13 protein-coding genes and 1 other annotated feature are annotated in these 12152 nt (G+C 51.8%); of the genes, 12 read left to right on the forward strand and 1 reads right to left on the reverse strand.

Annotation, left to right across the window (positions count from 1 at the left end; translation table 11 throughout):
• Window positions 1-18: 18 nt before the first annotated feature.
• From spoIIGA to ACSFXJ_RS09710, 12 genes are all read left to right on the forward strand, one after another.
• A complete protein-coding gene (gene spoIIGA / locus ACSFXJ_RS09655) occupies window positions 19-1023 on the forward strand; it encodes a sigma-E processing peptidase SpoIIGA (RefSeq protein ID WP_435924943.1) in 1005 nt (334 codons plus the stop codon).
• The gene (gene sigE, locus ACSFXJ_RS09660) at window positions 1014-1736 is read left to right on the forward strand and encodes an RNA polymerase sporulation sigma factor SigE (protein ID WP_435924944.1); all 723 of its coding nucleotides are present in this window, start codon (window positions 1014-1016) and stop codon (window positions 1734-1736) included. Before spoIIGA ends, sigE begins: the two co-directional genes overlap by 10 nt.
• 93 nt (window positions 1737-1829) lie before the next feature.
• The gene (sigG, locus tag ACSFXJ_RS09665) at window positions 1830-2612 is read left to right on the forward strand and encodes an RNA polymerase sporulation sigma factor SigG (RefSeq protein ID WP_435924945.1); all 783 of its coding nucleotides are present in this window, start codon (window positions 1830-1832) and stop codon (window positions 2610-2612) included.
• Window positions 2613-3186: 574 nt separating this feature from the next.
• Window positions 3187-3525 (forward strand): YlmC/YmxH family sporulation protein, encoded by a 339-nt coding sequence (locus ACSFXJ_RS09670; RefSeq protein ID WP_435924946.1) that lies wholly within the window; start codon window positions 3187-3189, stop codon window positions 3523-3525.
• Window positions 3526-3585: 60 nt separating this feature from the next.
• Complete coding sequence (gene pgeF / locus ACSFXJ_RS09675; protein ID WP_435925721.1) at window positions 3586-4437, forward strand: peptidoglycan editing factor PgeF; 852 nt, start codon at window positions 3586-3588, stop codon at window positions 4435-4437.
• 7 nt (window positions 4438-4444) lie between these two features.
• Window positions 4445-5137 carry a YggS family pyridoxal phosphate-dependent enzyme gene (locus ACSFXJ_RS09680; protein ID WP_435924947.1) on the forward strand — a complete coding sequence of 231 codons (693 nt, stop codon included), beginning with the start codon at window positions 4445-4447 and terminating at the stop codon, window positions 5135-5137.
• On the forward strand, window positions 5137-5586 hold the full coding sequence (locus tag ACSFXJ_RS09685) for a cell division protein SepF (RefSeq protein ID WP_435924948.1): 450 nt from the start codon (window positions 5137-5139) through the stop codon (window positions 5584-5586). The genes ACSFXJ_RS09680 and ACSFXJ_RS09685 overlap by 1 nt, the downstream gene beginning before the upstream one ends.
• Window positions 5587-5623: 37 nt before the next feature.
• A complete protein-coding gene (locus tag ACSFXJ_RS09690; RefSeq protein WP_435925722.1) occupies window positions 5624-5869 on the forward strand; it encodes a YggT family protein in 246 nt (81 codons plus the stop codon).
• 9 nt (window positions 5870-5878) lie between these two features.
• On the forward strand, window positions 5879-6661 hold the full coding sequence (locus ACSFXJ_RS09695; protein ID WP_435925723.1) for an RNA-binding protein: 783 nt from the start codon (window positions 5879-5881) through the stop codon (window positions 6659-6661).
• A gap of 71 nt (window positions 6662-6732) precedes the next feature.
• Entirely contained in the window at window positions 6733-7245 is a 513-nt protein-coding gene (locus ACSFXJ_RS09700; protein ID WP_435924949.1) for a DivIVA domain-containing protein, read from the forward strand.
• A gap of 56 nt (window positions 7246-7301) precedes the next feature.
• Window positions 7302-7581, forward strand: a binding site (T-box leader).
• 63 nt (window positions 7582-7644) lie between these two features.
• The gene (gene ileS / locus ACSFXJ_RS09705; protein ID WP_435924950.1) at window positions 7645-10740 is read left to right on the forward strand and encodes an isoleucine--tRNA ligase; all 3096 of its coding nucleotides are present in this window, start codon (window positions 7645-7647) and stop codon (window positions 10738-10740) included.
• A 106-nt stretch (window positions 10741-10846) separates the two neighbouring features.
• Window positions 10847-11215, forward strand: a complete 369-nt coding sequence (locus tag ACSFXJ_RS09710; protein ID WP_435924951.1) for a DUF5665 domain-containing protein — start codon at window positions 10847-10849, stop codon at window positions 11213-11215.
• Here the strand turns inward: ACSFXJ_RS09710 and ACSFXJ_RS09715 are convergent.
• Window positions 11202-11939 carry a TraR/DksA C4-type zinc finger protein gene (locus ACSFXJ_RS09715; protein WP_435924952.1) on the reverse strand — a complete coding sequence of 246 codons (738 nt, stop codon included), beginning with the start codon at window positions 11937-11939 and terminating at the stop codon, window positions 11202-11204. The two genes, ACSFXJ_RS09710 and ACSFXJ_RS09715, sit on opposite strands and share 14 nt — an antisense overlap.
• Window positions 11940-12152 lie beyond the last annotated feature (213 nt).

The following is a 12152-nucleotide window of genomic DNA, read 5'->3' on the forward strand; positions in this document are numbered from 1 at the left end:
ATAGGCAGGTGATGGGGCATGGTCGTTTATCTCGATCTTATTTTTCTGATGAACCTGCTTATCGATGGAAGCCTGATTGCGGTTACCGCATGGATGAGAAAGCGGAAAATCGCGATCTGGCGCCTGTTGCTGTCCGCTGTGGCCGGCGCTTCATACGTGGTGATGATGTTCCAACCGCAGCTTTCGTTTATGTTCACCTTTCTGGTCAAGTTTCTGTTTTCCGTCGTCATGATTTGGATCGCTTTCGGGTTTGGAAGTTTGCAAACCTATTTACGCAATTTGGGCGCTTTTTATATCGTCAATTTTGCCGCGGCCGGCGGTGTTTTGGGAATTCATTATTTGTTCCAAAGCTCGGGAGAACTATGGAACGGGATCTGGTACTCCGCTTCGGGCGGACTGGAATTTTCGCTGGGGATCGGGACCGTGTTTGTGCTGGCTGCTTTTTTCGCCGTCATGGTATGGTTCAGGCTTGTGCTGTCTTCCAGACGCAGGCAGGAAATGATGACGACTTACCTGGCCGAAGTAACGGTACGGATTGACGAGACGGTGATTTCGTGCACCGGGCTCGTCGATACGGGAAACCAGTTAACCGATCCTTTAAGCCGGTTGCCGGTCATGGTGATGGAAACGTCGCTTTGGCAACCTTATTTGCCCGAGAGCAGAGGCGGTCCGGAGGCCGGAACCGAGGCGGACAACCTTATTTTAGAGTGGACGGAGGATGATTCGTTTCTCTGGCGCGACCGTCTTCGGCTCGTACCTTACCGGGGAATCAACAAAGGCTCGCAGTTCATGCTTGCCTTGAAACCGGACGAAGTGACCGTTCGCCTGAACGGCCGGGTAACGATTACGGATCGGGTGCTGATCGGACTGGACCGGGGGCGCCTTTCGGCGGAGGGAGCCTACCGGGCCATCATTCATCCGGCGTTGACCGAGGGCGAGGAAACCGCCGAGTCAAAAAGTACGGCGAAGGACGGCCGGACATCAGGGAACGTAATATGGGAGGAAAAAAAGACATGCGTGTAAAATGGAAGTTGAAGCTACAGCTGCAATACTATCGTCTATTGTTTTTATTCGGACTGAAAAGCGAAGAAATCTATTATATCGGCGGAAGCGAAGCCTTGCCGCCTCCATTGACGCGCGAGGAAGAAGAATATTTGCTTGAACGGCTTTCCACCGGGGATTCCGCGATCCGGGCGATGCTCATTGAACGGAATTTACGGCTTGTCGTATATATCGCCAGAAAATTCGAGAACACGGGAATCAACATCGAGGACCTCGTCTCGATCGGGACGATCGGACTGATCAAGGCGGTCAATACGTTCGACCCGGAGAAAAAAATCAAATTGGCGACTTACGCTTCACGATGCATTGAAAATGAAATTTTGATGTATTTGCGCAGGAACAGCAAGATTCGTACGGAGGTTTCTTTTGACGAACCGCTCAATATCGATTGGGACGGAAACGAGTTGCTGTTGTCCGACGTGCTCGGCACGGAAAATGATACGATCTATCGGAATATCGAGGAACAGGTCGACCGTAAACTGCTGCACAAGGCGCTGGATAAGCTCACCGAACGGGAGCGGATGATTATGGAGCTTCGCTTCGGGCTCGTCGACGGTGACGAAAAAACGCAGAAAGATGTAGCCGATATGCTTGGAATTTCCCAATCCTATATTTCAAGGCTGGAGAAGCGGATTATCAAGCGGCTGCGTAAGGAATTCAACAAGATGGTGTAGGAAGGATGGCCAGGGAACCTCAATTTCCGGAATAAAAATACAGCCCTAGGAGATAATGATCATTAATGTTTCTCCTTGGGAGGTAAAGACTTGATGACCCGAAACAAAGTCGAGATTTGCGGCGTTGATACGTCTAAATTGCCCGTTCTAACCAATGCGGAAATGCGTGAATTGTTCCATTCTTTGCAGCAGGACCACGTAAGATCAGCCAGAGAAAAGTTAGTGAATGGCAACCTCAGACTCGTACTGAGTGTCATCCAGCGGTTTAACAATCGGGGGGAGTTTGTGGATGACCTGTTTCAGGTCGGCTGCATCGGACTCATGAAAGCGATCGATAATTTTGATTTATCGCAAAACGTCAAATTTTCAACCTACGCGGTTCCGATGATCATCGGCGAAATTCGCCGCTACTTGCGGGACAACAATCCGATCCGCGTCTCGCGCAGCTTGCGGGATATTGCGTACAAGGCGTTGCAGATGCGGGACAGCCTGACGAACCAAAATTCGCGGGAACCGACGATCTTTGAAATTTCGGAGGCGCTCGGCCTGCCGAAGGAAGATGTCGTTTTCGCCCTGGACGCCATCCAGGACCCGGTTTCCTTATTCGAGCCGATCTATCATGACGGTGGCGATCCGATCTATGTGATGGATCAAATCAGCGATGACAAGAACAAGGATGTTTCCTGGATCGAGGAAATCGCGTTGCGGGAAGCGATGCAGCGGCTCGGGCGCCGGGAAAAGATGATCCTTTCGATGCGCTTCTTTGAGGGAAAAACACAGATGGAAGTCGCCGACGAAATCGGCATCTCCCAAGCCCAGGTATCCAGACTGGAGAAATCCGCCATTTTACAAATGCAAAAACATGTAAAGTCGTAATTGTTAAGGCCCTTTCGGGGCCTTTTTTATATTCCCCTTGAACCGGATTCGCTCAAAAGGAACCCGCCCATCGATTCGTATGGGCAATCGGCGGGTGAGGACAGGCTAACGAAACTGTATAACCTAATTTGAACAAAATGGCGTGTTTTTGAAATCTAACGAAACGTGGTATTGCTATTTTGGAGAGAAGCACTGGATAGGCGTCCGAAAGAGCCGAATAACGTTCTCTCGTTTCTTTAAATCGGCCAAACCGCTGAAATTGACGCAATAAGAATATGTCGTTTCGTTAGAGTGGGCCGGACGTGAGCGGGTACGACAAAAGGTTAGACTCATTGGGTTACCTTAAGTCATAACGCAATCAAGCGGTTTAGAAATATTAATCCCAGCTATGAGCATTTTCCGGGAAATGAACGGGCGGCCGCCAGCGGCCTGTTCAGACCTCTATGTTGACCATCGTTAGATCCTGGGCATTTCAATATTCCGGAAGGAAGTTCCGGTCAAGAAATAATGATGTTTTGGACCGCCCGCACATATAGTAAAGGGATAGCATTAGGCGGGCAGGGGGCGATAGGTAATGGATAATGTGGTCAGAGCAAGCATGAAAATTTCCGATTTTCAAACGAAAGACGTCATTAATGTGGTGGACGGCAAGCGGCTCGGGCATATCAGCGATCTGGAACTGGACCTGCGTCAGGGGGTGATCGAGGCGATTGTCGTACCGTCCGGATACAAATTTCTCGGTTTATTCGGCAGCGGCAGCGATTTGATCATCCCTTGGAAAAATATCGTCAAGATCGGATCGGATGTCGTATTGGTAAAAATGGAGGAACTCAGAGAATCCCGGATGGCGTCTGCTTATGAAACCACCGTTTACATTGACAGGGACGGAAGGGCGGAACGACGCGGTTCATAAGCGCACGGACCGGAATTTATGGTAAACTGTGTGAGACATACCGGGAGAGGAAGATGGATGATGGAACCGTTCGTAAGGAATGATATGGAGCGTTTGCCTGAGCGTTACGAGCTTCAAGCCTGGAGCAAGATGATGCCGGGACTCAGCGCCGGATTTACGGGAAGAGCCGGGGGCGTTTCGAAAGGGCAGTATGACAGCCTGAATTTGGCGTATCATGTAGGCGACGATCCGGAGGACGTTCTTGAAAACCGTCAACAACTGGCCGGAGCGCTCGGATTTCCGGCCGAATCGTGGACCTGTGGGGAACAGGTCCACGGAGCCGATGTTGCCGTTGTGAAGGCGGAAGACCGGGGAAAAGGCTTCCGGGACAGGAGCAGCGCGTTTCAGGCGACCGACGGATTAGTGACGAACGTACCCGGAATTTTGCTGACTTCTTTTTATGCGGATTGCGTTCCGCTTTACTTTTTCGACCCCGTACATCGGGTCGTCGGACTCGCCCATGCCGGTTGGAAGGGAACGGTAGGGCGGATTGCGGAAGCGATGATCGCGAAAATGGAGCAAACCTACGGGAGTTCCAGGGACGAAATACGGACGGCGATCGGACCGAGCATCGGCGCATGCTGTTATGAGGTGGATGAGCATGTTATGGGTAAAGTAAGGGAGGCGCTGGCAGAAGCCGAATGGGACCGGTGGGAACCTAAAATAGCGGAGCCATCCGTAAATTCGGACCGAACCATGCTGAACTTGAAAGAAATGAATCGAATGATTATGATAAAAGCAGGAATATTGCCGACACATATCGAATGTACATCATGGTGTACAAGCTGCGAAAGCGACCGGTTTTTTTCTTACCGCAAACACGGCGGGGTTACCGGTCGCATGGCAAGTTGGGTTGGTATGAAAGAGAGGTGATCCCTTCTTGACGCTCGAAGAACGGATACAACATGTCAATGAACGGATCAAGGCGGCCTGTGACCGGTCCGGGAGAAATCCAGACGAGGTTAAGGTCATTGCCGTGACGAAATATGTCTCCGCCGAAATGACGCGTTCTGTGTTGGAACATGGCGTCATTCACATCGGAGAGAACCGGACGGACGTCGCGCTCCCGAAATGGGAGGCGCTCGGCGGGCAGGGAGTATGGCACTTTATAGGCCATCTCCAGAGCAGAAAGGTTAAATCGATCGTCGGAAAATTTGAATATATTCATTCGCTGGACAAGCTGTCGCTCGCCATGGAGCTTCAAAAAAGGGCGGCGGCGGACGGTGCGAAGGTGAAGGCGTTTTTGCAGGTCAATATTTCCGGGGAAGTATCCAAGCAAGGAATCAAGCCGGAAGAAGCGGAAGCTTTTTTGGCTGAAGCGGGGAAGCTTGACCATGTTCAGATTGTCGGGCTCATGACGATGGCGCCGGAGGTGGACGATCCCGAGTTGACCAGACCCGTATTCCGGGGACTTCGCGAACTGCGGGATGAACTGAACGCCAAGGGAGCGGCCAAGGAACCGTTGACCGAATTGTCCATGGGGATGTCCGGTGATTTTGAAGTGGCGATTGAAGAAGGGGCGACCTGGGTCCGCCTCGGAACTCTTTTAGTAGGGAAAGGGGAAGTGACGTAATGGGAGTAATGAATCGATTCATGAACTTCTTAGGCCTGCAGGAGGAAGAGGAAATAGTGGAACGCGAAAGCTTAAGGGACCAGGCTGAACCGGAATTTGAAACCCCGAGCTTCGAAACCCGTAGAAATCAGAGGGGAAGCAATGTGGTCAGCATTCATTCGCAAAAGAACGTCAAGGTGATTCTTTATGAACCGCGCTCTTATGACGAAGCCCAGGAGATCGCGGATCATTTGCGTTCACACCGGAGCGTCGTCGTCAACCTGCAGCGGGTTCGCAACGACCAGGCGATGCGAATTATCGATTTTCTGAGCGGTACGATCTATGCGTTGAGCGGGAGCATTTCCAAAATTGGAGGAAATATTTTCCTGTGCACGCCGGATACCGTAGAAATTCAGGGAGCGATAACCGAAATATTGACCGAAGATTACGATTACAACAAAATGAGGTGAAGTCAGCTTGGGAAACACGATCGATACGATTGTTTCAATGATTTATAATATTTACACCACTTTGATCATTATTTACATTTTAATGTCTTGGCTTCCGAACGTCCGGGAAAGTTTTATCGGCGAGCTGCTAGGAAAACTTGTCGAGCCGTTTTTGGCCCCGTTTCGCCGGTTTATCCCACCGCTTATGGGAATGATCGATTTTTCCCCGATCATAGCGTTATTCGTTCTCCGTTTGGCGGCAATCGGCTTGAGCAGCGTGCTCAGATATATCTTCCCGGGGTAATGCGGCATGATGCGAACAGACATCTATGAACATTTCAAACCGGAAGAGCGCCAGTTTGTTGACCGGGCTTGGGAATGGGTCGTGAATGCGGGAGATTATCACGAAGCGAAGCTGAGCGACTTTCTCGATCCGAGACAAGGGCAGATTTTGCAAATGCTGGCGAACCGCCATCCGGACGTTGCCTTAAGGCTGGACGGCGGTTATGACGGCGCGGAACGGCGGAGGGCCTTTATCGCTCCCGATTACCGGGATCTCGAAAGTGAACCGATGCGGCTTAAAGTGCTCAGCATCACTTCCGTGGACCAGAAACTGGCTGAGCTTGCCCATGGCGATTATTTGGGGGCCATACTTGGCCTCGGTCTGAAAAGGGACAAAGTCGGGGATATCCATGTCCGAGAGGACGGATGCCACGTCCTTGTTGCGGAGGAGATCGCTCCGTTCATTACCTTGAATCTGCATCAGGTGCACCGGGCAAACGTGATGACCGACATCCTGGAATTGGACGCTCTGAGGACTTCGGAAACCGAACTCATGCCGCTGGACTTGACGGTGGCTTCTTTGCGTTTAGACGGCATCGTCAGCGATGTTTTCAGGTTAAGCCGCAGCAAAGTGCTGGCGCCGATCAAGGCTGGCCGTTGCAGAGTAAATTGGCGAACGGAAGAGGATCCGTCCAAGCTGCTTAAAGAAGGAGACGTCGTTGCCCTGCAGGGATTCGGGCGGTTCAAGGTGCTTGAATGTGACGGGGTGACCAAAAAAGGCAGACTTCGTGTCAAGATCGGTAAATTTCTGTAAAGGATTTGCAGGAGATCGGCAATTCCTGTCGAAATTATGTGGAAGTTGAATTTCATTAGGAGGTACGGAGTATGCCATTGACACCGCTGGATATACATAATAAGGAGTTCTCCAGACGCATTCGCGGCTATGATGAAGACGAAGTGAACGAATTTCTTGACCAGGTCATTAAAGATTATGAAATCGTGATCCGCGAAAACAAGGAGCTGCATAATCAACTTCTTGCCGTCCAGGAGAAGCTGGATCATTTCGCAAATATCGAAGAGACGCTGAGCAAGACGATTATCGTGGCTCAAGAGGCAGCGGACGAAGTGAAAAACAACGCGAAGAAGGAAGCCCAGCTGATCGTGAAGGAAGCGGAGAAGAACGCGGACCGGATCGTGAACGAGGCGCTTTCCAAATCGCGGAGAATCGCCATGGAAGTCGAAGAGCTGAAGAAGCAGGCTTCGATTTACCGGGCGCGTTTCCGCACTTTGGTGGAAGCCCAGCTCGATTTGCTGAGCCAGGAAGGCTGGGAATCTCTGGACAGCCGGGAGCGTTCACTGGACCAGGACCGGGACCACGAGATCAAAGAGATTTACTAGGACAAGCCTCCTCCGGGTTGACATACCCGGCGTAAATCAGTTATAAATACATTGATATGGATTTGATGATGGGAATACAGTACGCGGCGGTCATTGTTCCCCAGAGAGTTGGCGGGTTGCTGAAAGCCAACGTTCAAGACGCTGACGGAAGATCCTCCCGGAGAAGCCTGGCTGAATTCCCGTATAGGGAATCGTAAGTCAGGCCGGAAGCCGACCGTTATCCTGGCCCCATATGAAGCGTATGGGATTAAGGTGTCATGCATGCCGTCGAACGGTTTAGGTTTCGGTTATGCATGAAATTAGGGTGGTAACGCGAGCGCAAGTCTCGTCCCTTTCGGGGCGGGGCTTTTTTTGTTCGTTAAACTTGCATTCAGGAATAAAGGAAAGGAAGAGACAAACATGAAAAAAGTCGATGTCAAAGAACAGGCCCGCACCCGCGACCTGCGTATCTTAAACAAGTGGAACAGCGAGAATACGTTCAAACGCAGTATCGAGAACCGGGAAGGCCGTCCGAATTACGTGTTTTATGAAGGTCCGCCGACCGCCAACGGCATGCCGCATATCGGCCACGTCCTAGGTCGCGTTATCAAGGATTTTGTAGGCCGTTATCAGACGATGCGGGGCTACCGGGTGGTACGCAAGGCCGGATGGGATACGCACGGGCTTCCGGTCGAATTGGGCGTGGAGAAGGCGTTGGGTATTTCCGGAAAGCAGGAAATCGAGAAGTACGGCATCGAAGAATTCGTCAAAAAGTGTAAGGACAGTGTGTTCGGTTATGAAAAACAGTGGCGTGAATTTACCGAAGCGATCGCTTACTGGACCGACCTGGACGATCCGTATATTACGCTGGACAACAAATATATCGAGAGCGTATGGAACATCCTGGCCACGATTCATGATAAAGGCCTGTTGTACCGCGGTCACCGGGTAAGCCCGTATTGCCCGTGCTGTCAGACCTCGCTCAGCTCCCATGAAGTGGCGCAGGGCTATGAAGACGTTAAAGATCTGAGCGCCACCGCCAAATTCAAACTGGACGAAACCGGCGAGTATGTGCTTGCATGGACGACGACGCCTTGGACGCTTCCTGCTCACGTCGCGTTGGCGGTAAATCCGGACATGGAGTACGCCAAAGTTAAACAGGAAGACGGCGTATACATCGTCGCCAAAAATCTGGTCGAGAAAGTAATGAAGGGCGACTATGCGGTTCAGTCGGTCGTTAAAGGCTCCGAACTGGTCGGCAAAACGTACGCGTCTCCTTTCAGCTACATCAAGGCCGAAAAAGTAAACGTGATCGTTGGCGCTTCGTTCGTGACGGATGCGAGCGGTACGGGGATCGTTCATATGGCTCCCGCGCACGGGGAAGACGACTACCGGACATGCCGCGAGAACGGCATCAGCTTCGTAAGCGTCGTGAACGGCCAAGGCCGCTATACGGAAGTCGTGAGCGATTTTGCCGGACGTTTCGTCAAGGATTGCGATCTGGATATCGTTAAAACGTTGTCGGAGAGAGGCCTCCTTTACAGCAAGGAAAAATACGAGCACAGCTATCCGTTCTGCTGGCGTTGTAAATCCCCGCTCCTGTACTACGCGATGGACAGCTGGTTCATCGAAACGACGGCGGTCAAAGATCAGCTGATCGAGAACAACAACTCGGTGACCTGGTACCCGGGTCATGTCAGGGAAGGACGTTTCGGGAAGTTCCTCGAAGAGCTGGTAGACTGGAACATCAGCCGAAACCGCTATTGGGGAACGCCGCTCAACGTCTGGGTGTGCCAGGATTGCGGCGAGCAGTTTGCTCCGCACAGCCTGGAAGAGCTGCGCGCCCATGCGGCTCATGAAGTAAGCCCGGACCTGGAACTGCATAAACCTTATGTGGATGAAGTCAAAGTCCGTTGCCCGCACTGCGAGGGAGGCGTGATGGAACGGACGAGCGAAGTGATCGACGTTTGGTTCGACAGCGGCTCGATGCCGTTCGCTCAGCACCATTACCCGTTCGAAAACGTGGAGACGTTCGAAGAGCAGTTCCCGGCCGACATGATTTGCGAAGGGATCGACCAGACCCGCGGCTGGTTTTACAGCCTACTGGCCGTATCGACGCTCTTTACCGGCAAAGCGCCATATAAGGCGGTAATCGCGACTGGCCACGTCCTCGATGAGAACGGCCAAAAAATGTCCAAGTCCAAAGGAAACGTCATCGATCCTTGGGATATCATCAACGAATTCGGCACCGACGCGTTCCGTTGGGCGCTTCTGTCCGACAGTGCGCCTTGGAACAGCAAGCGGTTCTCCAAGGGAATCGTGGGTGAAGCCAAATCCAAAGTCGTGGATACGCTCGTCAATACGCATGCGTTCCTGACTTTGTATGCAGGTATCGACGGTTTCAAACCGGAGGAGCATGAGTATCGTCCGTCCGCCAACAAGCTGGACCGCTGGGTTCTGTCCCGGTTGAACAGCTTGATTCTGATCCTTGAAAAAGGATTGGCCGTCAACGACTTCGTGAACACCTCCAAAGCGATCGAGTCCTTTATCGACGAGCTCAGCAACTGGTATATCCGCCGTTCGCGCGACCGTTTCTGGGGCAGCGGGCTTGGCGAAGACAAAGTGTTCGCTTACCAAACGCTGGTTCATGTGTTGCTGACGTTGTCCAAAGTCATGGCTCCGTTTACGCCGATGCTGTCCGAGGATATTTTCACGAATCTCGGCGGCGGGGAGAGCGTGCATCTGACCGATTATCCGAAAGCGGACGAATCGCTGATTGATCCGGAGCTCGAAGCGGATATGGAAAGCGCCCGCCAAATCGTGGAACTGGCACGGAATGTCCGTAACGAAACCGGGATCAAGACGCGCCAGCCGTTGTCCAGCCTGATCGTCTCCATGGACCGCGACTTCAAGGTTGCTGAATATGAGGAGATCATCAAGGATGAGATCAACGTGAAGGCGATCGAAATCGAGACGAGCGACAGCGGGTTCGTGGACTTTACGTTAAAGCTGAACCTGAAGGTAGCCGGAAAGAAATACGGCAAAAATGTAGGCTTCCTGCAAGGCTTCCTCAAGGGACTCCCGCCGGAAGAAACGCTTAAAATCGTGGAAAACGGTAGCGTGAACGTTACTTCGCCGGAAGGGGAAGAATTGAACGTTACCGAAGAAGAACTGCTCGTCGAAAAACAGGCCAAATCCGGCTTCGCTTCGGCTTCCGGTTACGGAATCACCGTTGCGTTGAATACGGACATTACGCCGGAACTGGAGCAGGAAGGATGGGTGCGCGAAGTCGTGCGCGCCGTCCAGGATACCCGCAAAAAGCTGGATCTGAAGGTCGAGCAGCGCGTGCATTTGACGCTTGACGTCGACGATGAGCTGAAGGCGGCGATTCAAGCCTTTGAACATGTGCTTCGCGAAAATGTACTGATCACCGACGTAGATTTCGGCCAAGCGGAAGGGCAAGCGGAAACGGTCGATCTGGGCACCAAAACGATCACGGTGTATATTCGTCCATAAGACGATCATACTAGGATTAACCAAGAAGGAACGAGTCCGGGGCGTGAGTATCCTCCTATAAGGAAGATAAACCCCGCGGCTCGTTTCATTTTTCTCGGAGGTGCCGATGAAGCGTCGAAAACGGAGGAGAGATTCCCTGGCCAAAACGGAAAAATACGAAGAGCCGATCCCCGTGACTCCCGAAGAGCAAATGGGGGCCTTATACAGGCTAACCTTGCAATGGACGCGTGAGCTGGAGAGATCCAGAATCACCGAGTACACGCAGCTCCTTAACCGGCCCTGGCGTTTAGTATGGCTGAATGTATTGTCCGGCACGGCTCGCGGCGTCGGAATCGCGATCGGATTTACTTTTTTCGCCGCAACGATTATTTATGTGCTTCAGGTCCTGGGTGCTCTCAACCTGCCGATTATCGGAGATTATATCGCCGACATCGTCCGGATCGTGCAAAGACAACTCGAGCTTAATACTTATTAGACCCGGTTCCGAGGGAATCTTCGCTTTCCAGATGCTCGGTAGCCTTCATATGCTTGCGGTATACGCCGTTCCGGTAGAAAAATACATTATTTCCGTATATATCGGTGGCGACGAAGGATTCATAGGGCTCGACAAAGCCGTCGAGTTCTCCGGACGCTTCGATTTCCATATCGTTGTAATCGTCGATTTCGTTATCCTCCGCGAGGGCGGGAGAATTGGATGTCCCGTAGCTCTCCACGATCTGCCAGGCATCTTCTCCGTCAAAGCCGTTTTGGTCGCTTTGCTCGTCGAGGCTGGTTCGGCCGAACGGAGGCATCAGAAAAAGCTCTTCGACAGGGCGGGAAGCGGAAACGAACGTTTGCGGGCTGTCTTCCTTGCAATAGGATGTTTCCGGTATCGCCTTCAACCGCTCATAGCTGATCGGTTCACCGCATGTTTCGCAATAGCCGTATGTGCCTTCAGCTATCCGTTCCAGCGCTTCTTCAATCCGGACAAGCATGAGTTCTTCGTTCTCGATTAACGCGATATCTTTGCCTCGTTCAAACATCTCGGTTCCGACGTCCGCGGGATGGTTATCGTTCGTTGAGAGCTCTCCAGTCGTATCCCGCAAGGAGTTGCTGAGGCCGTTATGGTCTTGCTCTTTCAGCCTGCGGACAATATCGTCCCTGGCGGCCAAAAGGTCGGATTTAAGCTCGGCAAGTTGCTCGTTCGTCAGGTGGGACATGAGAAATTCTCCTTTCGGTATTTCCTTGAAGTCAATTCGTAATACGGAATCGTACAGCTATTTTACGCAAATGCATGACGTTTTACCTAAGGAAAATCCTTTCGCGCATGGACGGGCCAATTCCCGCTGTGCTACAATATATGAGTTCTTAGACGTGGTTAATTCTGCCTGGATTTTTATTGATCCGGAGGAATAATGAAAAAAATGAGGTGA

The organism is Paenibacillus salivarius, from assembly GCF_051307165.1.
Lineage (GTDB): Bacteria > Bacillota > Bacilli > Paenibacillales > Paenibacillaceae > Fontibacillus.

Coding starts and splice junctions, on each gene's coding strand:
- ACSFXJ_RS09710 (WP_435924951.1), top strand. CDS start 10,847: ATGAAGCGTCGAAAACGGAGGAGAGATTCCCTGGCCAAAACGGAAAAA.
- ACSFXJ_RS09695 (WP_435925723.1), top strand. CDS start 5,879: ATGCGAACAGACATCTATGAACATTTCAAACCGGAAGAGCGCCAGTTT.
- ACSFXJ_RS09700 (WP_435924949.1), top strand. CDS start 6,733: ATGCCATTGACACCGCTGGATATACATAATAAGGAGTTCTCCAGACGC.
- pgeF (WP_435925721.1), top strand. CDS start 3,586: ATGGAACCGTTCGTAAGGAATGATATGGAGCGTTTGCCTGAGCGTTAC.
- ACSFXJ_RS09685 (WP_435924948.1), top strand. CDS start 5,137: ATGGGAGTAATGAATCGATTCATGAACTTCTTAGGCCTGCAGGAGGAA.
- sigG (WP_435924945.1), top strand. CDS start 1,830: ATGACCCGAAACAAAGTCGAGATTTGCGGCGTTGATACGTCTAAATTG.
- ACSFXJ_RS09690 (WP_435925722.1), top strand. CDS start 5,624: ATGATTTATAATATTTACACCACTTTGATCATTATTTACATTTTAATG.
- sigE (WP_435924944.1), top strand. CDS start 1,014: ATGCGTGTAAAATGGAAGTTGAAGCTACAGCTGCAATACTATCGTCTA.
- ACSFXJ_RS09670 (WP_435924946.1), top strand. CDS start 3,187: ATGGATAATGTGGTCAGAGCAAGCATGAAAATTTCCGATTTTCAAACG.
- ACSFXJ_RS09715 (WP_435924952.1), bottom strand. CDS start 11,939: ATGTCCCACCTGACGAACGAGCAACTTGCCGAGCTTAAATCCGACCTT.
- spoIIGA (WP_435924943.1), top strand. CDS start 19: ATGGTCGTTTATCTCGATCTTATTTTTCTGATGAACCTGCTTATCGAT.
- ileS (WP_435924950.1), top strand. CDS start 7,645: ATGAAAAAAGTCGATGTCAAAGAACAGGCCCGCACCCGCGACCTGCGT.